The sequence below is a fragment of the Azospirillum sp. A29 genome, from assembly GCF_042604625.1.
GTDB lineage: Bacteria > Pseudomonadota > Alphaproteobacteria > Azospirillales > Azospirillaceae > Azospirillum > Azospirillum palustre.
In genome coordinates this window covers 108677-133956 of sequence record NZ_CP170464.1, presented here as the reverse complement: position 1 = coordinate 133956, position 25280 = coordinate 108677, and the positions used below count along the sequence as shown (strand labels likewise).

The 25280-nt window shown below is 67.7% G+C and carries 22 protein-coding genes; 10 read left to right on the top strand and 12 right to left on the bottom strand.

Going from position 1 to position 25280, the window contains the following annotated elements; all coding sequences use genetic code 11:
- Position 1: 1 nt before the first annotated feature.
- Positions 2–463 (bottom strand): (2Fe-2S)-binding protein, encoded by a 462-nt coding sequence (locus tag ABNQ38_RS12730; RefSeq protein WP_377807737.1) that lies wholly within the window; start codon positions 461–463, stop codon positions 2–4.
- Positions 464–663: 200 nt separating this feature from the next.
- Between ABNQ38_RS12730 and ABNQ38_RS12725 the strand changes: the two genes are divergently transcribed.
- Positions 664–1578: a LysR family transcriptional regulator gene (locus ABNQ38_RS12725; RefSeq protein ID WP_377807736.1), complete on the top strand. Its 915-nt coding sequence runs from the start codon at positions 664–666 to the stop codon at positions 1576–1578.
- A 58-nt stretch (positions 1579–1636) separates the two neighbouring features.
- On the opposite strand, the gene ABNQ38_RS12720 is transcribed toward ABNQ38_RS12725, so the two are convergent.
- Genes ABNQ38_RS12720 through ABNQ38_RS12710 form a run of 3 tightly spaced genes read right to left on the bottom strand, consistent with a single transcriptional unit; the run spans position 1637 to position 4371 of the window.
- Entirely contained in the window at positions 1637–2473 is an 837-nt protein-coding gene (locus ABNQ38_RS12720; protein WP_377807735.1) for an ABC transporter ATP-binding protein, read from the bottom strand.
- Between the two features lie 25 nt (positions 2474–2498).
- Complete coding sequence (locus ABNQ38_RS12715) at positions 2499–3332, bottom strand: ABC transporter permease (RefSeq protein ID WP_377807734.1); 834 nt, start codon at positions 3330–3332, stop codon at positions 2499–2501.
- A gap of 28 nt (positions 3333–3360) precedes the next feature.
- Complete coding sequence (locus ABNQ38_RS12710) at positions 3361–4371, bottom strand: ABC transporter substrate-binding protein (RefSeq protein ID WP_377807733.1); 1011 nt, start codon at positions 4369–4371, stop codon at positions 3361–3363.
- Between the two features lie 12 nt (positions 4372–4383).
- On the opposite strand from ABNQ38_RS12710, the gene ABNQ38_RS12705 reads away from it, so the two are divergent.
- From ABNQ38_RS12705 to ABNQ38_RS12690, 4 genes are all read left to right on the top strand, one after another.
- Entirely contained in the window at positions 4384–4647 is a 264-nt protein-coding gene (locus tag ABNQ38_RS12705) for a hypothetical protein (RefSeq protein ID WP_377807732.1), read from the top strand.
- 53 nt (positions 4648–4700) lie between these two features.
- Entirely contained in the window at positions 4701–5567 is an 867-nt protein-coding gene (locus ABNQ38_RS12700) for a 3-hydroxybutyryl-CoA dehydrogenase (protein ID WP_199235306.1), read from the top strand.
- A 159-nt stretch (positions 5568–5726) separates the two neighbouring features.
- Complete coding sequence (locus ABNQ38_RS12695) at positions 5727–7121, top strand: alginate export family protein (RefSeq protein ID WP_377807731.1); 1395 nt, start codon at positions 5727–5729, stop codon at positions 7119–7121.
- A gap of 211 nt (positions 7122–7332) precedes the next feature.
- The gene (locus tag ABNQ38_RS12690; protein WP_377807730.1) at positions 7333–8367 is read left to right on the top strand and encodes a potassium channel family protein; all 1035 of its coding nucleotides are present in this window, start codon (positions 7333–7335) and stop codon (positions 8365–8367) included.
- Positions 8368–8617: 250 nt separating this feature from the next.
- On the opposite strand, the gene ABNQ38_RS12685 is transcribed toward ABNQ38_RS12690, so the two are convergent.
- The 3 genes from ABNQ38_RS12685 to ABNQ38_RS12675 all read right to left on the bottom strand — a co-directional run bounded on the left by ABNQ38_RS12685 (position 8618) and on the right by ABNQ38_RS12675 (position 12725).
- The gene (locus ABNQ38_RS12685) at positions 8618–9331 is read right to left on the bottom strand and encodes a Crp/Fnr family transcriptional regulator (protein ID WP_377807729.1); all 714 of its coding nucleotides are present in this window, start codon (positions 9329–9331) and stop codon (positions 8618–8620) included.
- Positions 9332–9428: 97 nt separating this feature from the next.
- Positions 9429–11261, bottom strand: a complete 1833-nt coding sequence (locus tag ABNQ38_RS12680) for an ABC transporter ATP-binding protein/permease (protein WP_377807728.1) — start codon at positions 11259–11261, stop codon at positions 9429–9431.
- Positions 11262–11360: 99 nt separating this feature from the next.
- Entirely contained in the window at positions 11361–12725 is a 1365-nt protein-coding gene (locus ABNQ38_RS12675) for a GH1 family beta-glucosidase (RefSeq protein ID WP_377807727.1), read from the bottom strand.
- Positions 12726–12934: 209 nt separating this feature from the next.
- Here ABNQ38_RS12675 and ABNQ38_RS12670 point away from each other — a divergent pair, with 209 nt between their 5' ends.
- Together ABNQ38_RS12670 and ABNQ38_RS12665 are read left to right on the top strand one after the other, a co-directional pair.
- A complete protein-coding gene (locus ABNQ38_RS12670) occupies positions 12935–14233 on the top strand; it encodes an alpha-glucosidase/alpha-galactosidase (protein WP_377807726.1) in 1299 nt (432 codons plus the stop codon).
- A gap of 153 nt (positions 14234–14386) precedes the next feature.
- Positions 14387–14614, top strand: coding sequence for a hypothetical protein (locus ABNQ38_RS12665; protein WP_377807725.1), 228 nt, complete (start codon positions 14387–14389; stop codon positions 14612–14614).
- A 14-nt stretch (positions 14615–14628) separates the two neighbouring features.
- Here ABNQ38_RS12665 and ABNQ38_RS12660 read toward each other — a convergent pair whose 3' ends face one another.
- Positions 14629–15774 carry an MFS transporter gene (locus tag ABNQ38_RS12660; protein ID WP_174471164.1) on the bottom strand — a complete coding sequence of 382 codons (1146 nt, stop codon included), beginning with the start codon at positions 15772–15774 and terminating at the stop codon, positions 14629–14631.
- A 209-nt stretch (positions 15775–15983) separates the two neighbouring features.
- On the opposite strand from ABNQ38_RS12660, the gene ABNQ38_RS12655 reads away from it, so the two are divergent.
- Positions 15984–16811, top strand: a complete 828-nt coding sequence (locus ABNQ38_RS12655; protein ID WP_377807724.1) for an alpha/beta fold hydrolase — start codon at positions 15984–15986, stop codon at positions 16809–16811.
- A gap of 41 nt (positions 16812–16852) precedes the next feature.
- A complete protein-coding gene (locus ABNQ38_RS12650) occupies positions 16853–17731 on the top strand; it encodes a helix-turn-helix domain-containing protein (RefSeq protein ID WP_377807723.1) in 879 nt (292 codons plus the stop codon).
- Between the two features lie 121 nt (positions 17732–17852).
- Here the strand turns inward: ABNQ38_RS12650 and putA are convergent, their stop codons facing one another.
- The 3 genes from putA to ABNQ38_RS12635 form a co-directional block, all read right to left on the bottom strand.
- Complete coding sequence (gene putA / locus ABNQ38_RS12645) at positions 17853–21611, bottom strand: trifunctional transcriptional regulator/proline dehydrogenase/L-glutamate gamma-semialdehyde dehydrogenase (RefSeq protein ID WP_377807722.1); 3759 nt, start codon at positions 21609–21611, stop codon at positions 17853–17855.
- A gap of 451 nt (positions 21612–22062) precedes the next feature.
- Positions 22063–22194 carry a hypothetical protein gene (locus tag ABNQ38_RS12640; RefSeq protein ID WP_377807721.1) on the bottom strand — a complete coding sequence of 44 codons (132 nt, stop codon included), beginning with the start codon at positions 22192–22194 and terminating at the stop codon, positions 22063–22065.
- Between the two features lie 143 nt (positions 22195–22337).
- Positions 22338–23417: a saccharopine dehydrogenase family protein gene (locus ABNQ38_RS12635; RefSeq protein WP_377807719.1), complete on the bottom strand. Its 1080-nt coding sequence runs from the start codon at positions 23415–23417 to the stop codon at positions 22338–22340.
- A 237-nt stretch (positions 23418–23654) separates the two neighbouring features.
- On the opposite strand from ABNQ38_RS12635, the gene ABNQ38_RS12630 reads away from it, so the two are divergent.
- Positions 23655–24443, top strand: coding sequence for an NlpC/P60 family protein (locus ABNQ38_RS12630; protein ID WP_377807718.1), 789 nt, complete (start codon positions 23655–23657; stop codon positions 24441–24443).
- Here the strand turns inward: ABNQ38_RS12630 and cobA are convergent.
- Positions 24339–25133, bottom strand: coding sequence for a uroporphyrinogen-III C-methyltransferase (cobA, locus tag ABNQ38_RS12625; protein ID WP_377807717.1), 795 nt, complete (start codon positions 25131–25133; stop codon positions 24339–24341). The genes ABNQ38_RS12630 and cobA overlap by 105 nt on opposite strands.
- Between the last annotated feature and the right edge of the window lie 147 nt (positions 25134–25280).

Genomic DNA, 25280 nt, shown 5'->3' with positions numbered 1-25280 from the left:
ATCAGGCCCTCATCGTCTGGGCGGCATCCTTGATCGCCGCGCGGATGCGGACATAGGTGGCGCAACGGCAGACGTTGCCGTCCATCGCCGCGTCGATGTCCTGGTCGGTCGGGTTCTGGTTGTCGGTCAGAAGCGCGACGGCGCTCATGATCTGGCCCGACTGGCAATAGCCGCACTGGACGACGTCCAGCTTCTGCCAGGCCGCCTGGACCGCCTGGGCGGCCTTGCCCTTCACGCCTTCGATGGTGGTGACCTTGCTGTCCGGCGTCAGCATGCCGACCGGGGTCTGGCAGGCACGGGTCGGCGTGCCGTCGACATGGACGGTGCAGGCGCCGCACTGGGCGATGCCGCAGCCGAACTTGGTGCCGGTCATGTTCAGCTCGTCCCGCAGAACCCACAGGAGCGGCATGTCCTCGGGAACGTCGACCTGACGTTCCGCGCCGTTGACGTTGATGCGAACCATGGCTCTTGCCTCTTTCTCCCTGAACGGAACCGCCGGCCTGCCCTGACGATTTGAGGGAGGACGACGACAGGTCCGCTGCCCGGTTATGGGCGTTGGCTACGGAATATTTTTTTTCGATTGATGGCTGTTGGATCAGCGCTGGCTAGACAGAATACACCGTCCAGTGCACAATGAACTAGGATGCTTTGGTTCATATCGTCATGAAAGCAATTCATAACCCGGCGCTCGACCTCAACCTGATCAAGGTGTTCGACGCGCTGCTGGAAACCCGCAACGTTTCCCGTGCGGCCGAGGCGCTGGGCGTCAGCCAGTCGGCGGTCAGCCACGCGCTGGGCCGGCTGCGCGCGCTGGTGGGCGATCCGCTGTTCGTGCGCACCGGCAACCGGATGGAACCGACGCCGCGCGCCCAGCGTCTGGCCGAACCCCTGCGCGACCTGCTGGTCGGCGCCGCCCGTGCCCTGTCGGCGGCGGAGGATTTCGACCCCCTCCGGGAGGAGCGGAGCTTCACCATCTCCACCCCCGATTCGATGCAGGCGGTGCTGCTGACCGGCATCCTGCGCGACGCGGCGGAGGGCGACCTGCGCGTCTCGGTCTCCCTGCTCAGCCTCGACCCCGACGCCATGCTGAACGCGCTGGACGATGGCACGCTGGACCTCGCCATCGGCTATCTTCCGGAGACGCGGCGCTGGCACGACCGGCAGGTGCTGTACCATGAAACCCATGTCTGCCTGTTCAACCCGGCCCTCGTCCCGGTCACCCCGCCGATCGGCCTGGAGGACTACACCCGCTATCCGCATCTGATGCCGTCGCTGCGCGGCGGGCTGACCAGCTTCATCGACGACGAGCTGGCGGCGCTCGGCACCCGGCGGCGGGTCGCCGCCTCGACCACGCAGTTCCTGGCGATCCCGATGATCCTGACGCGGGCGCCGATGCTGACCTCGCTGCCCGCCCGGCTGGCCCGGCTGTGCGCCGACGCGCTGGGCCTTGCCACCAGCCCGCTGCCCTTCGACATCGGCGACTACGAGGTCTCGATGATCTGGCACCGCCGCAACAGCGGCTCCCCCTCGCATGGCTGGCTGCGTCAGCGCATGAGCGAAGAGGCGGCGAAGCTCTGACACGAGAAAGGGCGCCCGTATCGGGGCACCCTTCCTTTGCCGTTCTGTCCGTCGCTCGTCAATCGGCGGTGACGGAGCGGATTTCGTCCTGACTGAAGCGTTGCTGCTCCTCCATCACCATCTGCGACAGCTCGCGCTTCAGGCGGTTGAACTCCGGGGCGGAGCCGTCGCGCGGGCGCGGCATGTCGACGGCGACGTCGCGCTTGATGGTGCCCGGCCGGTAGGTCATCACGATGATGCGGTCAGCCAGATAGATGCTCTCCTCAATGGAATGGGTGACGAACAGGATGGTCTTGCCGACCTCCTCCCAGATGCGCAGCAGCTCGTCCTGAAGCGTGCGGCGGGTCAGGGCGTCGAGCGCGCCGAACGGCTCATCCATCAGCAGGATCGGGCTGTCGAGCGCCAGCACGCGGGCGATGGCGACGCGCTGGCGCATGCCGCCCGACAGATCCTTCGGAAAGCGGTTGCGGAAGTCGTGCAGATGCAGCTTCTGCAGCAGCCATTCCACCCGCTCGGCGATCTCCGCCTTGGACATCCCCTTGATCTCCAGGCCGAAGGCGACGTTCTGCGCCACCGTCATCCAGGGGAACAAAGCATATTCCTGGAACACCATGCCGCGATCGGGACCGGGCTCGGTGATGATGCGGCCATCGACGGTGACGGTCCCCGTCGTCGGCGGCTGGAACCCGGCGACCGCGTTCAGCAGCGTGGACTTGCCGCAGCCCGACGGGCCGAGCAGGCAGACGAACTCGCCCTTGCGGATGTCGAGGTCGATGTTCTGCAAGGCGACGATCTTCTGCGCCCCGACGGCGAAGGTCTTCTCCACCCCGCGCACCTGGATCTGCACAGGCGCCGTGTCGGCAACGGGCATGATGTCGGAAACGGTCTTCAGCATGGGCGTCATCTCCATCCCCTCCCCATCAATTCTCAAGCCCGCGGTGCCAGCGCAGCAGGTGGTTGTTCAGGCGGTTCATGCCGATGTCGATGGCGAGGCCCAGCAGGCCGATGGTGAACATCCCGGCAATGATCTTGTCGGACCACATGAACTCGCGCGCTTCCAGGATGCGGAAGCCGAGGCCGGAATTGACGGCGATCATCTCCGACACGATCACGACGATGAAGGCGGTGCCGATGCCGATCCGGGCGCCGGCCAGGATGTAGGGGGTGGCGGCCGGCAGGATGACGCGGACGAACATGGTCAGCTTGCCGGCACCCAGGTTGCGGGCGGCGCGCAGATAGATCCCGTCGACATGACGCACCCCGGCAATGGTGTTCATCAGCACCGGGAAGAAGGCGCCGATGGCGATCAGGAACACCGCCGGCGCGTTGCCCAGCCCGAACCACAGGATCGCCAGCGGGATGTAGGCGATGGGCGGGATCGGCCGCAGCACCTGCATCAGCGGGTCGAACAGCGCGTAGATGCGCGGGTTGCCGCCCATGGCGAGACCCAGCGGAAGCGCCAGCCCGGCGCCGACGGCGAAGCCCAGCACCACGCGGTACAGGCTGGACCAGGCGTCGAACAGCATCTCGCCCGACAGCGCCCAGAGGATCCAGCTGGACTGCGCCGGATCGTAGGCCTCGGTCGGCAGCAGATAGGCCCACCAGCGCACGACCACCTGCACCGGCGACGGCAGCACCACCGGGTTGATCAGGCCGGACGTGGACAGGATCTGCCACAGCGCGATCACCAGGACCGGCACCAGGGAGCCGCGCAGCAGGACCGCGGGCGAAAAACGGGGCTTGGCTTGGGACATGGAACGTCCTCCTTCCGCTGGGTGGGGCTCAGTTCGCCTTCACGGTGCCGGCGCCGGCGTCATTCGCGGCGGCCTTGGTGGACTTCGCCTTTTCCAGCAAATCCAGCTTGACCCAGTCGGCGGCCTTCGGCGGGTTGTCCATGCGGCCGACGCCGAACTTCTGCATCATGTCGGTCGTGACCTGGACGTGATGGACCGACAGGTCGTAGCTATAGGGCGAGTTGCCGATCGCGTCCCTGAAGTCCTGGCTGGAGATCTGGCCCTTGAACATCTGTTCGCGGACATATTTCTCGGCCAGATCGGGGTTGGCGATGAAGGTCGCCGTCGCTTCGACGAAGCAGTTGACCAGACGCTGGGCGACGTCGGGCTTCTTCTTGTAGAAGTCCTCGGTGATGACCAGCGAGCGCACCGGCTCGCCCAGTTCGGTGTCGTAGGGCTTCACCACCTCGACGCCGAAGCCCTTGTTGATGGCCTGGCTCGACTGCGGCTCGGACTGCGACATGGCATCGATGCTGCCGGCCAGCAGGGCCTGATTCATGTCGGCGTAGGCCATGTAGACGATCTGCACGTCCTTGCCGGAACGATCCGACCAGCTGAGGCCGTGCTTCGCCAGCTCGGCCAGCAGGATCAGCTCCTGCGCGCCGCCGCGCGGGGTGGCGACCTTCTTGCCCTTCAGGTCGGCAACGGTCTTGATGCCGGCATCCGGCTTGGCGACGATGCGCGCCCCGCCCTTGGCGAAGCCGGCCACCGCATAGATCGGCACGCCCGACGCCCGGCCGGCGATGGCCGCGTCCACCGCACTGGCGGCGACGTCGATCTCGCCGGCGACGATGGCCGGCAGGATGTCGATGCCCTTGGGGAAAACCCGCTCCTCGATCTTCAGGTCGTACTTGCCGGCGATCTCCTTCATGTAGGACACCGCGCCGTAATGGGCGAATTTCAGGTTGCCGAGTCGGACCAGATCGGCGGCCGAGGCGCCCTGGGCGGCGAGTGCTGCGGCAGCGAAGGCGGTGGCGGCGAGCAGAATCTTCCGGAGCATCGTGTCTCTCCCATGGGGCTTGATCCGCGACCCGTCGCCGCGGTTGGCCTGGAAGAGAGCAAGGGGCGTGCCATTGTCAGTTCGCCGCGCAAACAGTTGAAAAGCCTGGAGCCGGCCTTCGGTGCCATGGCCCACATCGGCGGAAAGCCGCCGATGGCGTTGCACGGGCAGGCGGATTTCCGCCGACACCCGTCCCTGCGGCAGGTCGCCGCGCCGGGTGAAAGCCGCCGTTGCCCCTTACGACAAGTCATCGCAGCGCAACGAAAATGCGTGTAGAAGATGCTGCATCTGCGAACCAACGCACGCGCTCAACGATAGGGACAAGAAACATGGCCGAGAGCATGGGAATCGAGACCATCGGCGTCATCGGCGCCGGACAGATGGGCAACGGCATCGCCCAGGTCTGCGCCGTCGCCGGCCTGACGGTGGTCATGACCGACATCTCCGAAGAGGCGGTGCAGCGCGGCCTGTCGACCGTCGGCGGCAGCCTGGACCGTCTGGTCAAGAAGGAGAAGATGACCGCCGCCGACCGCGAGGCCGCCGTCGCGCGCATCACCGCCACCACCGACAAGTCGAAGCTGGCAGCTTGCGATCTGGTGATCGAGGCCGCGACCGAGAATGAAGACCTCAAGGTCAAGATCCTGAAGGATCTCTGCGCCACCCTGAAGCCGGAAGCGCTGGTCGCCACCAACACCTCATCGATCTCCATCACCAAGCTGGCGACGGCCACCGACCGTCCGGACCGCTTCATCGGCCTGCACTTCTTCAACCCGGTGCCGCTGATGGCACTCTTGGAGATCATCCGCGGCATCCAGACCAGCGACGACACCCACGCCAAGGCGATGGCCTTCGCCAAGCGCGTCGGCAAGTCGCCGATCACCGCAAAGAACAGCCCCGGCTTTGCCGTCAACCGCATCCTCTGCCCGATGATCAACGAGGCGATCTTCGCGCTTCAGGAAGGCATCGCCACCGCCGAGGACATCGACGCCGGCATGAAGGCGGGCTGCAACCACCCGATCGGCCCGTTGGCGCTGGCCGACCTGATCGGTCTCGACACCATGCTGTCGGTGATGGAGGTCTTCTATGAAGGCTTCAACGATCCGAAGTACCGCCCGGCCCCGCTGCTGAAGGAGATGGTCGATGCCGGCTATCTCGGCCGCAAGACCGGCCGCGGCTTCTACGACTACAGCAAGTAACTGCTGCGGCGAGGGAGGGCCCAGGCGCCCTCCCTGCCAAATCCGCTCGGGCCGGGAAGCGGGTGCGCAGAACCGTCAAAAGCGGTTCGGATGGAGCAATCACCCGGCCGGGCATCCCCATAGGATCGGTGCAGTCCAGCGCCATCACGGAGATGCCCCATGACGGCCCGCCTTCGCGCGGCGGCGGTCGCCCTTTTGCTGTGGACCGGTCCGGCCTATGCAGCCGATCCGCCACCGCTGACCAACACCCGCTATGACGAGGATTACCGTTACCTGCTCCCATCGGGGGCGGGGACCGGTGCCTATTGGGAGCGGTTCAAGGCCATCCCGGTCACGCCGGACGGCTTCACCTCGCTCTCCACCGGGCTGGAGCTGCGCCTTCGCGGCGAGGCGATCCGCAACAGCGGCTGGGGCCAGGACGAGCCGCGCAACGACGCCTATGGGCTGTGGCGCGCCCTGCCCTACGCCGACCTGCGTATGGGGGCGAGCCTGCGCCTGTTCGGCCAGCTGATCATGGCCGACGCGGTGGGCAAGCTGGACCCGCTGGCGCCGCCCGATTCCGACCGCATCGACCTGATGCAGGGCTTCGCCGACCTGAACGCCCCGCTGGGCGAGGCCCAGGGCACGCTGCGCGTCGGCCGCCAGATGCTGGCCTACGGTTCGGAGCGGCTGATCTCCATCCGCTACGGCGCCAATGTCCCACGCGCCTTTGACGCGGTGAAGGGGATCGTCACCGCCGGCCCCTGGCGGGTCGACGCCTTCTACGGCCGTCCGATCCAGCCGACGCCGGAGCTGTTTGACGACGGCCGCGACGCCAGGCGCTCCGCCTGGGCGCTCTACGCCACCCGTCCAGTGGATTTCGGGTGGGGCGGCAGCGCCGGGCTCGATGCCTATTACATCGGCTATCGCAACCGCCGCGCCAGCTTCGACGCCGGCAGGGCGAACGAACTGCGTCACACCGTCGGGCTGCGCAGCTTCGGCAAGGCCGACGGCTGGGACTGGAACTGGGAAGCGATGGGCCAGTTCGGCCGTTTCGGCAGCGGGTCGATCCGGGCTTGGTCGCTCGCCACTGACAGCGGCTATCGCTTCACGGACCTGCCGCTGCAACCCCGGCTCGGCTTGAAGGCCAACATCGCCAGCGGCGACAGCAACCCCCGCGACGACCGGCTGGAGACCTTCAACCCGCTGTTCCCGCGCGCGAAATATTTCGGCGAGCTGACACCCATCGGCCCGTTCAACCTGATGAACCTGCATCCGTCGCTGGACCTCGCCCTGTCCGACGCATTCAGCTTGTCGGCCTCCGCCATCGCCTTCTGGCGCGAAAGCCTGGACGACGGCGTCTACGACCTGACCGGCGGGCTGCTGCGCTCCGGTGCGGGATCGAAGGCGCGCTATGTCGGCACGCAGGGCGAACTGGTGCTGTCCTACAGCTCCGGCCGCTCCTTCGAGGGGCTGATCTCCTACTCGGCATTCCGGCCCGGCCCTTTCCTGAAGGACAGCGGTCCGGCCAAGACCATCCACTTCGCCGGGATGGAGGCGGTCTTCAAATTTTAGGATCAGTCTGGTGCTTTTGGGTTTCCGTGTGATTCACGCTTCAAGCGATTCCGCTTGAACCGATCACACTCTAAAACGCAAGCCTTGCAGCCGGACGGCAGTCTCATACGTTCAGACAATCGGGGCTTTCGACAAGCCCCGTACGGACAGACGGCGGATGCGGGAAGCGGTGGAACGGAGACTTCAGGACAGACGGCGGACCAAACCATCCTTGCGCAAAGGGCGGCTTCTCCATGTCCGCTCCGGCCTGTCGGCGGAAAAGACCCTGCTGCTGCGCGTCGGCATCGTCGCCGCCCTGATCACCCTGGTCATCGCAGTGTTCTGGTTCGACCGCGACGGGCTGAAGGACCAGATCGACGGCCACATCAGCTTTCCCGACATCCTCTACTTCGCCATGATCACGGTGACCACCGTCGGTTATGGCGACATCGTTCCGGTCAGCCACACCGCCCGGCTGATCGACGCCTTCGCCGTCACGCCGATCCGCATCTTCATCTGGTTCATCTTTCTCGGCACCGCCTATGAGCTGGTGGTGCAGAGGATCGTGGAGGAATTCCGGTTGAGCCGCATTCAGAAGCAGCTGCAGGGCCACATCGTGCTGTGCGGCTTCGGACACAGCGGCTTCATCGCCGCGCAGGAGACCGTCTCGAAGGGCCATCCGGCCGACCACATCGTCGTCATCGACGAGTCCGAGGATCGCATCCAGCTGGCGGCCGACTGCGGCTTCGTCGGCCTGCTCGGCGACGGCACCAGCGAAGAGACGCTGAAGAACGCCTGCGTCGGCAAGGCGAAGGCGGTAATCGTCAGCACCGGGCGCGACGACACCACCATCCTGGTGATCCTGACCGTACGCCACCTATCCGCCGCCACCAAGATCGTGGCGAACATCAAGCAGGAGGAGAATATCAAGCTCGCCAACCTCAGCGGCGCCGATCTGGTGGTGTCGCCGCCCAAGATCGGCGGCTACCTGATGGCCGACGCGGTGGAGACGCGCTACGCCACCCCCTTCCTGTGCGACCTGATGTCGGCCGGCGGGCAGATGGTGCTCAGCGAACGGCGGGCGGAAGCGGACGAGGTCGGCCTGACCATGGCGGAGGTCACCGCCGGCATGGTGGTGCAGGTCCACAGCCACGGCCGCGACATTCCCTTCACCGAGCGCAACCGCTACATCATCCAGCCGCAGGACACCCTGCTGATCATCAGCCCGCCGACCGACGCAAAGATCCCCTCTCCTCCGGAGGGCTAAAGCATTCACACAAATGAGTTTGCGGGTTTGCTGTGTCTCTGATTCTCTTTGGCGGAGAGGGCTGGGGAGGGAAGGATGGAGGCTGTGGTGCTGGGGCGGTTCACTCAAGGCCTTCCATCAGCGTCTTCGTGACGCCGGAAAGCCGGGAAAGGTCGTCGGCAAAACGCCGTTGGCGTTTGGCCGATACCGCCCCGGAAAGGGAGAAGGGCTTTGCGTCAAAAACACCCTCTTCGGGTGCGACGGACCCGGGCTACGGCCCGTCCGCCAGCTCGCGCAGGGCGGTCACGTCGCAGCGGAAGCGGTTGGGCCGCAGTTCCTCCAGCAGGCCCTGCCGCTTCAGTTCGGCGACGGCGCGGCTGGCAGTCTCGGTGGTGATGCCCAGCACAGCGCCGACATCCTCCCGACCGAAGAAGTCGCACTCGCCCCGGTCGTCCACCAGGGTCAGGAACAGCCGGGCGACCCGCGCCCGCGCGCTGCCGGTGCCGAGTTCGACCAGAAAGGCGTCGGCCCGCTCCACCGCCTGGTGCCAGCGGCGCATCAGCTGCTGGTGCAGGTGCTGCGTCTCTTCCGACAGGCGCTGGATCACCGCGCGCGGGATGCGGCAGGTCAGGACCGGGTGGATGGCGATGGCGGTGTGGCGGTAGGGCTCGCCCAGCGCCGCCTCCAGCCCGGCGGTGTCGCCGGTGCGCAGGAGCCGGACGATGCGCTGGCTGCCGTTGGGCAGATACTGCACCAGCTTCACCAGCCCGCCGCGCACGGTGTAGAGCGCCGCCGGCTCGTCGCCGACATGGTAGAGCGCCGCCCCCGGCGCCACCGTCATCTCGTCGATCGGCAGATGGATCAGGTTGAAATCGGGTTCCGTCAGGTCGGCGAACAGCGCCGAATCCCGGATGCCGCACCCCCGGCAGTTCGCCAGCCCCCGCCATGCCGCGTTGATGCCGGTCTTCTTCACGCTCATGTCCATGGCAATGCGGGGCGGCTGCTTCTGTGGGTGCCAACGGTGACCGCCGCGCAGTGTGGCAGCTTTTCGGACGGGTTCCAAGGTTCCGGGAGACGGCCGGTCAGGCCGCGCTTTCCTCCATCGGCCGGACCGGCGGCACCTCCTCCCGCAGGGTGACGGCGCCGTTGGTGCGCTCCAGCACCAGCTTGCGGCCGTGGTGGGCGGCCAGCCCGGCATGGTGGCCGATGGTCAGCAGGGTGGCGTGCGGCAGTTCGCGCTCCATCAGCGACAGAAGCTCCTCCTCCGCCGGCGGATCGAGGCTGTCGGTCGCGTCCTCCAGGAAGATCCAGTCGGGGCGGCGGATCAGCAGCCGGGCGAAGCCCAGCCGCTGGCGCTCGGGCACCGACAGCACCTCGTCCCAATGGTCGATGCTGTCCAGCCGGCCGACGAGGTCGGGCAGCCCGACGCTGACCAGCGCGCCGGCCGCCTTGTCGTCGTCGACCGACGATGCCGTACCGGGATAGGCCAGCACCGCGCGCAGGCTGGCATGGGGCAGATAGGGGCGTTCGGGCATGAAGAAGACGCGGGTGTGGGCCGGCAGGGTGATCAGCCCGCGCCCCCAGGGCCAGACGCCGGCCACGGCGCGGAACAGGCGAATGGTCGCCGTGGCGTCGCCGCCGATCAGCACGCGGTCGCCCGGCCGCACCTCCAGGTCGAAGGGATGGACGACCGCCGTGCCGTTCGGCTCGTCGATGGCGACGCCGCGGAAGGTCAGCCTGTCGTGCTCGTCGGAGCGCACCAGCTGGATGTGAGCGTCGGGCACCTCGCAGACATTGCGGTCCAGCCGCACCAGCGCGTCGTGCAGGTTCAGCACGCGTTCCACCGACGCCCGCCATTCGGCGACGCGCGGCAAATTGTCGATGGGCCAGGACAGGGCGCCGACGGTCTGCTGGAAGGCCTGCGCCGTCTGCATCAGCACGCCGAGCGTGATGGTGCCGGCGATGTAGCGCGGGGCGGCGACGAGAACCGGAAAGGCGGTGGACAGCACGGAATAGCTGGCGCTGAACACCATCATGTGGCTGAGCGCCCGGGTCTGGCCGTTCCAGCCCCGCACCACCCCGCCGAACAGGCCGGAGAGATGCCCGCGCTCCGCCGATTCGCCATGCAGCAGGGCGATGGTCTGGCCGTTCTCCCGGATGCGGGCCAGCGCGAAGCGGAAATCGGCCTCGTAGCCCTGGCGCCGGTTGACCGCATTGACCAGCGGCTGACCGATCAGCATGGCGATGGTGGTGCCGACCGCGGCATAGAGCAGCGCCACGAACAGCAGGTGGCCCGGCACCGCCAGCTCCATCCCCAGCAGCGTGACCGACAGGGTGCCGGAGAGCATCCACAGGATGTTGGTGAAGCTGACCAGCAGCAGTGCACAGTAGGTCAGCGAATGGCCGAGGTCGATGGCCATCTCCGCGGTGATGCGGATGTCCTCGGCGATGCGGCCGTCGGGGTTGTCGTGCTCGCCCGGCATATAGGCGATCTGGTGATGGCGGCCGCGGCGCAGCCAGTCCTCCAGCAGCTTGCGGGTCAGCCAGTCGCGCCAGCCCATCTGCAACCGGCGCTTCACCCGCAGATGCAGCACGACGATGACGATGTTGTAGAGGATGATCAGCCCGACCAGACCGATCATGGTCAGGAAACGGTCCATGGAGCGCTGTTCCAGCGCGTCGAACAGCCGCTCGCTCCACAGGTTGATCAGGACGGGGACCGAAACCTGCCCGACCGTCAGCACGACCAGCGCCACGGTCAGCGCCCACACGGTCATCCGCGAGCGTCCGTGCCAATAGCCGCCCGCCAGACTCAAAAAGCGGCGGGCGAAGCCGGGAGCCTTGCCGCCGGAATCATCGCCGCCCTTGCCAGCTCCCTTGCCGGCGCCAGCGCCGCCGCCTGTATCCTCGGTCATCCCGCCCATTCCGGGCCTCCGCACAATCCTTCAACATCCGTATAACCAACGAATAGGATGCGACAGACCGAAAGTACAGGGGCAGCGGCGAAAGAAGGGTTAAAGCCGTCCAGTTCTGACAACCTCCGCGAGGAAGCGGTAACTGTCCTTGGGCGTGCGCTCCAGCGTATCGTAATCGACCCGCACGATGCCGAAGCGCTTCGACAGGCCGAAGGCCCATTCGAAATTGTCCAGCAGGCTCCAGCACAGATAGCCTTTGACGTTGCAGCCGTCGGCCAGCGCCTGCGCTACCGATTCCAGATGCTCGCGGTAGTAAAGCACCCGCTCGGCATCGTGGATCTGGCCGTCCGGCGTCACCACGTCGTCATAGGCGCAGCCGTTCTCCGCGATGAAGACGGCGGGGTTGCCGTAATCGGTGCGGAGTTCGCTCAGCAGGTCGTAGAGCCCCTCCGGCTGCACCGGCCAAGCCATGCCGGTCCAGCGCCGGCACTGCGCTTCGCCCCAGCCGACAGCGAAGGGCCGCCCTTCCTCATGCTTCATCGTCATGCGGGAGTAGTAGTTGATGCCCAGCAGGTCGATGGGATAGCGGATCGCCTCCTCGTCGCCGGGCAGTACGAACTCCGCCATTTTGTCGGCCAGCAGCGCCGGAATCTGCCCGCGCATCAGCCCGTCCAGCGTCACCCGGTTCCACACCGCATCCCAGCGGGCGGCGGCTGCGACATCCTCTGGCCGGTCGCTGTCGGGAACGCTGGGCTGAAGGTTGAGGACGGTGCCCAGCGTCAGGCCCGAATGCTCCGCCGCGATGGCGCGCAAGGCCGCCCCCTGCGCCAGATTCTGGTGGTGCAGCGCACGCAGGATGCCCTGTTCGCCCAGCCAGTGGCCGGGGGCGTGCTCGCCCACGCCATAGCCGAAGATGGCGACCACGTTCGGCTCGTTCAGCATCATCCAAGTCTTGACCCGGTCGGCCAGCCGGGCGGTGACGATGCGGGCATACTCGGCGAAGGGGCCGACGATCTCCCGCCCCTGCCAGCCGCCGGCATCCTCCAGCGGCTGCGGCAGATCCCAATGATAGAGGCAAGCCATCGGCGTGATGCCGGCCTCCAGCAGGCTGTCGACCAGCCGGTCGTAGAAGTCGAGGCCGCGCGTCTCCACCGCCCCGGTTCCCGTCGGCAGGATGCGCGGCCAGGCGATGGAGAAGCGGTAGCTGTCGAAGCCCGCCGCCTTCATCAGCGCAATGTCTTCCGGGTAGCGGTGATAATGGTCGCAGGCGACGGCGGCGCTGCTGCCGTCCATGATACGGCCTTCAGCGGTGAAGCTGTCCCACACGCAAGGCCCGCGTCCGTCGACAGTCACCGCCCCTTCGATCTGGTAGGCGGCGGTCGATGCACCCCAGCGGAAGTCCGGTGGGAAACTCAGCGGCTTGGCGTCGGCGGCCTGGGACACGGGCTGGCTGAAGCTGTCCATCTTTATCCTCCCACGGGGACGGTCCGTTTTCCTAAGCATGCCCCAGCCCGGCCCGCTTCGCCATGGGGCAAGCATGCGGACGGTCAGGGCGCGACGCGGTGGCGCAGCCACAGGTGGTTGCAAACGGGCACTGTGCCGCTCTGTCCGAAAGGCGTAGCCTGATCCCCCAAGACGGCGGCCAGCCGCTCCGTTTACGGAGGAAACGCAAGATGCCCAACACCAACAAACCCAACACCACGAAGATCGTCTTCATCGGCGCCGGCAGCGCCGCCTTCGGGCTCAGCCTGTTCCAGGATCTGTTCTCCACCACCGAACTGTCCGGCAGCACCCTGACGCTGGTCGACACCAACCCGGAGGCTCTCGACCGCATGGCGGCGCTGGCCGAGGTGCTGAACCGGCACGGGACCGCCGGCCTCACCATCGAGAAGAGCACCGACCGCAAGGCCGCCCTCCAGGGTGCCGGCTTCGTGCTGTGCGCCATCGCCATCGACCGCAACCGCCTGTGGAAACTCGATTTCGAGGTGCCGAAGAAGCACGGCATCCGCCACACGCTGGGCGAGAATGGCGGTCCCGGTGGACTGTTCTTCACGCTCCGCACCCTGCCGCTGATCGTCGACATCGCCCGCGACGTCGAGGCGATCTGCCCCGACGCACTGTTCATCAATCTGTCGAACCCGGAAAGCCGCATCGTGCTGGGGCTGTCGCGCTGCACCGGCGTGCGGACGCTGGGGCTCTGCCACGGCATTTTCCTGGCGCGCTGGTTCATCTGCCAGATCCTGGGCATGGCCGAGAAGGAGGTCGATGTCTGGGGCGCCGGGCTGAACCACTTCCAATGGCTGATCGCCATCCGCGAGAAGGCGACGGGCCGCGACCTCTATCCCCTGCTGCGCGAACGGGAGGCGACGCACGACCCGGCCTTCACCCCGCTGGCGCGCCGCCTGTTCCACGCCTTCGGCTTGTGGGTCACCCCCAGCGACGACCACACCGGTGAATTCCTGCCCTATGGCTGGGAGGCCGGGGAGCACGGCTTCGACTTCCGCCACGATGAAGAGGGCCGCGTCATCCTGCGCGACCTGATGGACGGGGTCATCGACGGCAGCCGGCCGATCCCCGACGACTGGACCAAGCCGTCCTGGGGCGAGCGGGCGGTGGCGGTGATCGCCGGCCAACTGCACAACCAGAAGCGCTTCATCGAAAGCGGCATCGTCATCAACCGCGGCGTCATCCCCGGCCTGCCCGACGAGCTGGCGGTCGAGGTGCCGCTGGTGGCCGACGCCGCGGGCGTCCACCCGGTGTCGCTCGGCCGGCTGCCCGACGGCATCGTCAAGTTGCTGTCGGTCCAGGCCAGCGTGCAGCAACTGTCGGTGGAAGCGGCGCTGCACGGGTCGAAGAAACTGGCGTTGCAGGCCCTGCTGATCGACCCCGTCATCACCTCCAGCACCGCCGCCGCCGCCATACTGGAAGAGTTGTGGGAAGCGAACCGGCCTTACATCCGATCCTGCCTATGACGGGCAATGCTATAACCCTGAGCGGTTCGCGGAAGCGGGCAATCAACTTCTTCTTGCACCGTCGCGTTTATCGCGCTCTGATTTAAGGCATCGGGTAAGTTGCCGTAGCGACGCCCTTGGCATCGAAATTCCGGAATAAGGAAGAAAGACTTCATGACCCGCCTGGTTCTGGTTGCCCTGTCCGCTCCAGTTGCCTTGACCATTCTCGCCGGCTGCGTGACCAAGGCCGAGGCTCCGATTGTCGATATGGAAGGCGTCGACATCGTCAAATACAACCGCGACCTTGCCGACTGCGAGCTCAGCACTCCGGTCGTCTCGCTTGGCAGCTACCTCACCAAATGCATGCATGAAAAAGGATACAAGATCCTTTTGGCCCGCTGAGTCGAATCGCGCCTTCACCGCCGCCGGATCAGCCGGGCCGAGGCAAAGCCCAGCCCGGCGGTCAGCGCGCCGACGCCGAGGAACAGCGGCCCGAAGCCGGTGTGGGTGGAGATATAGCCGTACAGCACCGGGCCGATGCCCTGGCCGATGAAGAAGCTCGACGCGAACAGGGCCAGCGCCGACCCGCGGGCGGTGGGGGCCAGTTCCGTCGCCTGGGTCTGCATGGTGTTGTGCAGCATGTAGAAGCCGAAACCGGCGACCAGGAAGGCGAGACTGACCACCGGCCAGGGCACCGGGAAGGCGATGACCAGATAGGCTAGACCCGCCGCCAGCCCGCCCGCCTTCATCATGCCCCATTGGCCGAGCGAGGCGATCAGGCGCCGCACCACGGCGCTGTAGACGACGCCGCCGATGGCGAAGGCGGCGATGGTCAGCCCGGCCTGGAAGGCGCCGGCCGCGCCATGTTCGATCAGCACCGGCGCCACGAAGGGGAAGACGCCGAAGATCAGCAGCCCTTCCGCCGCCACCGTGGCGAAGACGAAGAGCGAGGCCGGGTTGGTCAGCACGGTGGCATAGCGCCGTTGCGCCTCCGCCACCGACAGCGGCGAGCGGGTCTCGACCTCGCGCGCCAGCCCGATGAGGGCGGAGGCGCAAATCAGCGCGGTCAGGCCGGCGGACAGGCCGAACACCGCGCGCCAGCCGAAGGCCTCGGCCAGCGCGCCCGACACGGCGGAGCCCGACATCTGCCCCAGGATCACCGCCAGCAGGAAGCGGCTGATGGCGATCTGCCGCTCCTCATAGGGGACCCGGTCGCCGATCAGTGCCATGGAGGCCGGGATGATGCCGCCGGCAAAGGCGCCGGCCAGGATGCGCCCAGCCATCACCGTGCCGTAGGTGGGCGCGATGGTGGACAGCACCAGACCGACCGTCAGCACCGACAGGGCCAGCCGGACCAGCCGCGACTTGCCGATGGCGTCGCCCACCGGCCCCAGCACGATCTGCATCAGCGCATAGGGCAGCGTGTAGGCCGAGGCCAGCAGCGCCGCCTGCCGCACCGTCACGTCGAGATCGTCGGCGATCAGCGTCAGCATCGGATCGGTGGTGCGCAGGGAGAAGGCGCTGGCGAAGCCGGCAAGGCCGAGCAGGAAAATCAGGCGCATGGAGGATCCGAACGGCAGCGGGACGGTGCAGGACCTTAACCGGATCGCGCACCCACGTACCGCAGTGCGGCAGTGATGGCAGGCATGCGCCTGCCGCAGGAACGTTCGTGTGCGTCATTACCTGCCATGTAATCGATTCCGGTCCCTCCGCCGGGCAACCTTGTGTTCGCCGGGACGATCCGGCGGACAGCAGGGGGAGGAGGGACATCATGGGCTTCATCGAAACCGACGACGGCGTGCGCCTGTTCTATCGCGACTGGGGCAACAGCGAGGGCAGCCGGGATCGCCTCCGTCCCATCGTCTTCGTGTCGAGCTGGTCGCTGACCTCCGATGCCTGGGCCTACCAGATGGCGCCGCTGTCCGAACAGGGATGCCGCTGCATCGCCTTCGACCGCCGCGGCCATGGCCGGTCGGACGAATCGCCCTCCGGCTACGGCTTCGACCGGCTGGCGGACGACATCGCGGTAGTGCTCGACGGGCTGGATTTGCGGGAGGTGACGCTGGTCGGCCATTCGATGGCGACGGGAGAGATCGTCCGCTACCTGACCCGGCACGGTGTCGGGCGGGTGGCGGGGCTCGTGATGGTCGGGACCATCACGCCGCTGATGGCGCGGACCGCCGATAACCCCGACGGCGTCGATCCGGCGCTGTTCGAAGCCTTCCGGACGGACCAGCTGCTGCGCGACTTTCCGAAATGGCTCGGCGACAACATCGACCCCTTCGTGAACGCCGAGACCTCGACTGAGATGAAGGGCTGGATCGTGGGCATGGCCCTGCAATCCTCGCTGATGGCCCTGCTGGAGTGCAACCGCGCCATCACCGCGGCCGATTTCAGGGAGGAGTTGCCGGCCATCGCCGTGCCGACGCTTGTCATGCATGGCGACCGCGACGTGACGACGCCGCTGTCGCTCGCCGAACGCACGGTGGCGCTGATGCCGAACGCCAGGCTGTCCTTCTACGATGGGGCGCCGCACGGCCTGTTCATCACCCACCGCGACCGTTTCAACGCGGAACTGCTGGCCTTCGCCCGCGGATGACGGCAACCCTAGGCGGCGACCCCGGTTCGGAGCCAAGTCCCATGCCCCATGGCACCTCGCAGACCAACGCGCGCAACGGCAGGGCTCCGGCCGCGCCACCGTCCCCACCACCGGTCGGCGCCCTGCTGCGGTCCTGGCGCCAGCGCCGCGGTCTCAGCCAGCTCGATCTCGCCTGCGAGGCGGATATCTCCACCCGGCATGTCAGTTTCCTGGAGACCGGGCGGTCGCAGCCCAGCCGCGGCATGCTGATCCATCTGGCCGAACGGCTGGACGTGCCCTTGCGTGAGCGCAACGCCCTGCTGGTCGCCGCCGGCTTCGCGCCGGTCTACAGCGAACACAGCCTGGACAGCCCGGCGATGCAGGCGGCGCGCAAGGCGGTCGATCTGGTGCTGACCGGGCATGAGCCCTTTCCAGCTCTGGCGGTGGACCGGCATTGGCAGCTGCTGGCGGCGAACCGGGCGGTGGCGCCGCTGCTGGAGGGGGTATCGGCGGAGTTGCTGGCCGGGCCGGTCAATGTCCTGCGCCTCAGCCTGCATCCCGGCGGGCTGGCCGGCCGCATCGGCAACCCGGCGCAGTGGCGCGAGCATGTGCTGTCCCGCCTGACCCGCCAGATCGAGGCAAGCGCCGACCCGGTTCTGGTGGCCCTGCACAGTGAATTGCAAGCTTATCCGGCCCCGGCTTCCGATTCGGAGGGCGGCAGCGAAGCCGGGCATCATCCCGACGTGGTTGTGCCGCTGCGGCTGCACACGTCCTTCGGGCTGCTGAACCTGTTCAGCACCACGACCGTCTTTGGGACGGCGGTGGACGTGACCCTGTCCGAACTGGCGATAGAGGCGTTCTTCCCGGCGGATGCCGAAACGGCGGAGAGGATGCGCGGGGCTCTTGCCGAAATCCCCTCTCCCTCCTGGGGAGAGGGTTAGGGTGAGGGGGGCGCGCGGCGAGGATCTTCAAGGTCCGCGTACGTCCCGATTTCCACCAGAGCCACGCTGTGTATCCCCCTCACCCCGACCCTCTCCCCAAGGGGGGAGAGGGGGATTTCGGTCAGCTCATCGCCACGAGGCTCGCGTTGCCGCCGGCCGCGGTGGTGTTGACGCTGAGCGAGCGCTCGTTCATCAGCCAAGCGATCTCCACGCCCGCGCCGCCGGCCGGAACGCCCTGGGTCAGGACGAGGGGGCCGGGCAGTTCGGCGATGCGGCGGCCGGCGGCCAGCAGGCGGGCCGAGTCGCCCTCCACCAGCGCACCGGCCAGTGGCCCGAAGCCGGTCCAGTTCGCGGTCACCCGGACACGGGATGCCAGTTCCGCCGGCAGGCCCTTCAGGCTGGCGGTGACGGCGCCGTCGCCATCGACCACCACCTCGTTGCCGGCGGCGAGTGCGGCACCGGCCAAGCGGTACAACCCATCCTCGGTCTGCGGCAGCAGCAGGATCCGGCCGCGCGGGATCAGGCTGTAGACGTTGCTCTCGCCGACCGGGCCGGCCAGCTCGACGCTGCCGCCGACGGGGGAGCGCTTCGCCAGCGCGCGGACGCCGGTGGCGATCTCCGCCTTGCCCTGGTCGGCCAGCCAGTCGGCAAAGGCCTGGGCCGGCGCACGTACGGCGTCGTCACCCCGCACACCGACATCGAGAGACGGACGTACGGACAGCAGGCGCGACAGGTACAGCGGGCCGCCGGCCTTCGGGCCGGTACCGGACAGGCCATGGCCGCCGAAGGGCTGTACGCCGACCACCGCGCCGATGGTGTTGCGGTTGACGTACAGGTTGCCGGCCTCGATCCGGCTCGTCACCCGGTCGATGGTGGCGTCGATGCGGGTGTGCAGGCCGAAGGTCAGGCCATAGCCGGTGCCGTTGATGGCATCGACCAGCCGGTCCAGATCGTCGCGGCGGAAACGCAGGACGTGCAGGACCGGGCCGAACACCTCGCGCTCCAGATCGGCGATGCCGTCGATCTCGATGATGGTCGGCGCGACGAAGGTGCCATCGGCGGTCTCCGCCGGCAGTGGCAGCGACTCGACCCGGCGGCCCTTGGCCCGCATCGCCTCGATGTGGCGGGCGATGCCGTCGCGCGCCTCCGCCGTGATGACCGGGCCGACATCGACAGCCAGCCGGTCAGGGCTGCCGATGCGCAACTCGCGCATCGCACCCTTCAGCATGGTCAGGGTGCGGTCGGCGACATCCTCCTGCAGGCAGAGGATGCGCAGGGCCGAGCAACGTTGGCCGGCGCTGTCGAAGGCCGAGGCGATGACGTCGCCGACCACCTGCTCCGCCAGAGCGGAGCTGTCGACGATCATGGCGTTCTGGCCGCCGGTCTCGGCGATCAGCGGGATCGGCGTCCCTTGCGGCGACAGGCGCTCGGCCAGCTGGCGCTGGATCAGGCGGGCCACCTCGGTGGAGCCGGTGAACATCACAGCACGGGTGCCGGCATGACCGACCAGGGCGGCGCCGACTTCGCCCGCACCGGGCAGAAGCTGGACCGCGCCGGCCGGAACGCCGGCGGCGTGCAGGATGCGCACGGCCTCCGCCGCGACCAGCGGGGTCTCCTCCGCCGGCTTGGCCAGCACCGGGTTGCCGGCGGCGAGCGCCGCGGCGACCTGACCGGAGAAAATGGCGAGCGGGAAGTTCCACGGGCTAATGCAGACCACCGGCCCCAGCGGCAGGTGGGTGTCGTTGGCGAAGCCGTCGCGAACCCGGGCGCCGTAATAGCGCAGGAAGTCGATGGCCTCGCGCACCTCGGCGATGGCGTTGGCGGTGGACTTGCCGGCCTCGCGGATGATCAGGCCGAGCAGGGTCGGCATGCGCGCCTGCATCGCGTCGGCGGCGCGGAACAGGCAGGCGGCGCGCTCGGCCGGCGGGGTGGCCGCCCAGACCGGAGCGGCAGCCTCGGCGAACAGGAAGGCGTCGGCGATGTCGGTGGGGCCGGCCTCGATGCAATGCCCGACGACGTCGCGGTGGTCGGCCGGGTTCAGCACCGGTTGGGCCTTCCCGGAATTTCCGCCGTTGCGCTCGCCGTCAGCCAGCAGCGGGGCGGCGGTCCAGGCGACGGTGGCGCTGTCGCGCAATGCTGTGGACAGGTCGGCCAGGACCGTCTCGTTCGACAGGTCGAGGCCGGCGGAGTTCGCCCGCTCCGCGCCGTAGAGATCGGTCGGCAGGGAGATCAGCGGGTTCTTGGCACCCACCGGCAGGGCGGCGCGGGCCAGCGCCACCGGGTCGGCGACCAGATCGTCGATGGACACGCTCTTGTCGGCGATGCGGTTGACGAAGGAGCTGTTGGCGCCGTTCTCCAGCAGACGGCGGACCAGGTAGGCCAACAGCGTCTCGTGCGTACCGACCGGGGCATAGATGCGGCAGGGCCGCTTCAACGGACCGACGACCTCCGTGTAGAGCGGCTCGCCCATGCCGTGCAGGCACTGGAACTCATACTGGCCGACCTTGAACTCGCCGTTCAGGTGCGCCGCCGTCTGGTAAATGGTCGCCAGCGTCTGGGCGTTGTGGGTGGCGAACTGCGGGAACACCGCGTCGGGGGCGCCCAGCAGCCGGCGGGCGCAGGCGACATAGGACACGTCGGTGTGCAGCTTGCGGGTGTAGACCGGGAAATCCTCCAGCCCGTCGACCTGGGCGCGCTTGATCTCGCTGTCCCAATAGGCGCCCTTGACCAGACGCACCATCAGCCGGTGGCCGCTGCGCCGGGCCAGATCGACGACGAAGTCGATGACAAAGGGGCAGCGCTTGCCATAGGCCTGGACGACGAAGCCGATGCCGTTCCAGCCCTTGAGATCCGGATCGAAGCACAGCGCTTCCAAGAGGTCGAGGGACAGCTCCAGCCGGTCGGCCTCCTCGGCGTCGATGTTGAGGCCGATGTCGTAGCTGCGGGCCAGCCGGGCCAGTTCGGTGACGCGCGGCAGCAGCTCCGCCATCACGCGGTCGGCCTGGGCACGCGAATAGCGTGGGTGCAGGGCCGACAGCTTGATCGAGATGCCGGGGCCGTCATAGATGCCGCGCCCGGCCGACGCCTTGCCGATGGCGTGGATGGCCGTCTCGTAGTCGGCGTAATAGCGGTCGGCATCGGCGGCGGTGGTCGCCGCTTCGCCCAGCATGTCGTAGGAATAGCGGAAGCCCTCGGCCTCCATCTTGCGGCTGTTGGACAGCGCCTCGTCGATGGTCTGGCCGGTGACGAACTGCTCGCCCATCATCCGCATGGCGAAATCGACGCCGCGGCGGATCAGCGGCTCGCCGCCGCGCAGGATCAGCTTGGTCAGCGCCGACGACAGCGCCTGCTCGCCGCCGAAGCCGGTGCCCAGCACGCCCGTCACCTTGCCGGTGACCAGCAGCCCCCAGGTCGCGGCGTTGACGAACAGCGACGGGCTGTTGCCGAGATGGGCGCGCCAGTCGCCGCCGGCGATCTTGTCGCGGATCAGCGCGTCGCGGGTGGCGCGGTCGGGAATGCGCAGCAGCGCCTCCGCCAGACACATCAGCGCCACGCCCTCCTGGCTCGACAGGCTGTATTCGTGGATCAGCCCCTCCACCCCGCGCCCCTGCGGCTTGGCGCGCAGGGCCGAGATCAGCGTGCGCGCGGTCTGGGCCGCCGCAGCCGTGACCTCCGCCGGCAGCGCCGCCTGCTCCACCAACCATGCCACGCAGTCCGGTTCCGGCCGGCGGTAGGCGGCGGTGATCGCCTGACGCAGCGGGCTGGCCGGACGAACGACGGGGGCGAAGGCGGCGAAGGGGGCGCCCCCGGTGGTCAGGGCCCCGCTGGAGAGGGACGGCTCGGAAGCGGAGGCGGCGCTCGGGTCGATCATCTGGTTCATCGCGTGGGTGGCTCTGGTCGGGGGGCTTGGGGCGGCGGCTTCGAAAAGCCCGTGTCCGGCAGTCGGTGAGGCCGGTCCAACGCCTGTCAGGCTAACCGATTTTCCAGGATCCTTTCCATCTGGTATTTACACCATTTTTCCATATAAAATTCTGATTTAGTGCGTTTATGTCGCACAAATAACGGGTTTTGCGGCAAAATATCAGAACATCCGCTCTGTTTCCGGGGGGACGTTTCCGGCAACTCCCTTTTTGCAGAATAAAATTCGGATTTACGACTTCATATCCGACAATTTTCGTCGATTTTCGGGTCTTCTTCGGAAGATTTGACGGGATGCTGGGGCGAACGCCCGAACGGCCGAGATCCGTGCCATCGCGCCCAAAGCCTGACACATCGGGCTTTGCACTGCTCTCGCTCGGCTTCCATCCCGACATGCGAGACGCCGTGGCTGATCAGCCGGGCAAGCAGCTCACAATGCCCATCGGCAGTGTTGACGAGGTGGAGCTTGTCTTCCGCTCCAAAAGCGCAACATCCAGACGGGATTTGCCGCAGTCGATCCCTGCGGTGACGGCAATGGTCGACATCCTTGGTTCCTGCCTTGGTGCGGGCCCAAACCCGAGCAACCGTTCGGACTTCAAGGAAGGGAGGCCGCCCCAAGCTCACCCACGGTTTCCAAACCAAGGGGAAAACGGGCTCGGAATTCCTGGGATGGCCCCGCCTTATCGCCTTACCCCTTGTAATGCCGCCCGAAGCGGTTGTTCAGGAAGGCGTCCAGCGGCACCTGTTCCTGCCGGATGAAGCCGGCCTGCGGGATGGAGCCCTCGCGCAGCAGATCCAGCACGGCGCAGATGCCGGCGGCGGTGGTGACCTGGATGGCGCTCCAAGTGCGGCCGGCGATGGGCTTGCTGTAGATCTTGGTGGCGAAGGTCTCCTGCCGCAGTTCGCCGTCCTGCATGCCGGTGGCGGTCGCCAGCACCAGAACCACGTCCTGCAGGGTCAGCGGCACCGCGGTTTCCAGCACGTCCTTCAGCAGGTGGCGCCGTTCGCCCAGCCGCAGGTCGCGGATCAGCAGGCGGACGATGTCGCGGTGGCCGGGGTAGCGCACGGTCTTGTAGTCGAGGTTCCGCACCTTACCGGCCAGCGTCTCACACAGCGAGCCCAGACCGCCCGAGGTGTTGAAGGCCTCGTAATCGACACCGTCCAGCGCGAAGCGCTCGTCGCCCTCCAACGGCATCACCTCGTGCGGGCGACCGTCGACGATGGCCTCGCACGGGTTGCAGTATTCGTTGATCAGCCCGTCGGTGCTCCAGGTCAGATTGTATTTCAGGGCGTTGGTCGGGTATTGCGGCAGGGCGCCGACCCGGAGATGCAAATTGTGCAGCTCGTCGAAGCGGCGGGCAAGGTCATGGCCGACGATGGAGATGAAGCCCGGCGCCAGACCGCATTGCGGGATCAGCGCCGTGCTGGCGGTCTCCGCCAGCATCTTCACCTTGCGGGTGGCGGCGACATCCTCGGTCAGGTCCAGGTAATGGGCGCCGGCCGCAACGGCGGCGGTGGCGATGGCGGGGGTCAGGGTGAAGGGACAGGCGCTCAGCACCGCCTGCTGGCCTTCCATGGCGGCGCGCAGCGAATCCTGATCCTCGACATCGACGCGCGTCACCCGCAGCCCGGCATGTTCGGCGCGGTAGAGCAGCGCCTCGTCCCGGTCGCCGATGGTGACGGCGAAATCGCCGGTCTCGGACAACAGCGTGCCGATCATCGAGCCGATCTTGCCGGCACCCAGAACCAAAACCTTCATCGTTGCCATCTCTCCCGCTCCTTTGTTCAGCCGTGTGTATTGGCGGGCTGCGCCGATGGTTTGGCCCGCACACGAAACATGTCGGCGGATGCGGCCGGGCAGAACCGGGCAATGCGCCGGTGGCGCTTGAGTTTTCCGGCGAAATGACGGAAATCCCGTTGAAATGACGGAGATGCTTTATCCCTCGCACCACGGGGGCGGCGGCGCTAAGGTCGCAGCCGGTTTCCCCAAATCCGGCCCGCACTCATGACCCTGCGCCAACTGACCGCCCCGCACGCCGTCCTGCTGGAGGAGCCGCAGAACGGCATCGCCCAGACCAGCGAGATGATCCGCGGCGAGCGCTTCCGCATTCTGGAGGAGCGTGACGGCTGGCTGCGGGCGGAGAACGCCTTCGACGGCCATGTCGGCTGGCTGCCCCCCGGCACCGCGCATCGGGAGCCGGTGGCCCCCACCCACCGCGTGCGGGCTCTGCGCGCCGACCTGCACCCCGGCCCGACGCACCGGGCGCCGCCGGTGGCGACGCTCAGCTTCGGGTCGCTGGTGACGCTGGACGGCCGGGCCGAAAACGGCTGGGTAGGCACCGACGACGGGCTGTGGCTGTTCGCGGGCTGGCTGGAGCCGGTGGACGCCGCCCCCGCGACCGACCACATCGCCACCGCCCTGCGCTTTCTGGAGACGCCTTATGTCTGGGGCGGGCGCAGCAGCTTCGGCATCGACTGTTCCGGGCTGGTGCTGACCGCCATGGCGGCGGCCGGGACGGTCTCCCACCACAGCAGCGGCATGCAGCGCAAGGACGAGCGGCTGGGGGAGTGGCTCTCGGGGGACGGCAACGGCGTCGAGTATCGGCGCGGCGACATCGTCTTCTTCCCCGGCCATGTCGGGCTGATGGTGGACGGGACGAACCTGCTGCACGCCACCGTCTTCACCATGTCAGTCGTGATCGAACCCCTGAGCGAGGTCGCCGAGCGCGCGGAGGTCAATGGGGTCCGCCGTCCCGGCCAGGGCATCCACCGCCCCGCTTTGACGGGGGCGTAGCGCCTCCCCCACGAGCAGCAGGGTCGGCCCTTTGCCGGCGGCCACACCCTGCTCCGCCATCCGGCCGAGCGTCGTCCAGTACCGCCGCTCGTCGGGCCGGCAGCCATTCTCCGCCGCCAGAACGGGCGTCCCTGCCGGCAGCCCGGCACCGGTCAGCCCCTGGCCGACCGCACGGGCCTGCTCGCGTCCCATATAGATCGCCAGCGTGCCCTGCGGATCGGCCAGCCGCGCCCAATCGGGCTCGAACCGCTCGCCGTCGCGGCCATGGGCGGTGACGAAGGTGACGGCGCGCGACACCCCGCGCTTCGTCAGCGACAACCCGGTCGAGGCGGCGCAGCCGAGCGCCGCGGTGATGCCGGGGATGACGCGCACCGGAATGCCGACACTGTCGAGATGCTCGATCTCCTCGCCGGCCCGGCCGAACACCATCGGGTCGCCGCCTTTCAACCGCACCACCCGCTTGCCGCGCCGGGCATGGAAGGCGATCAGCGCGTTGATCTCCCCCTGCGGCAGCGAATGCCGGCCGGACCGCTTGCCGACGCAGATGCGCTCGGCCTTCGGATGGGAGAGGTCGAGGATGCCGTCGCCGACCAGCGCGTCGTAGAGCACGACTTCGGCCGCCGACAGCGCCTTGACCGCCGCGACGGTCAGCAGATCCGGGTCGCCGGGACCAGCGCCGACCAGGGTCACTTGCCCGCACTCTTTTTGCCAACCGGAGCAAGTTCCCCTCTCCCCCCCGGGGAGAGGGTTAGGGTGAGGGGGACGCGCAGCGGCCCTGTCCCAAAAATCCAGTATGTGCATCCCCCTCATCCCGGCCCTCTCCCCGGGGGGGAGAGG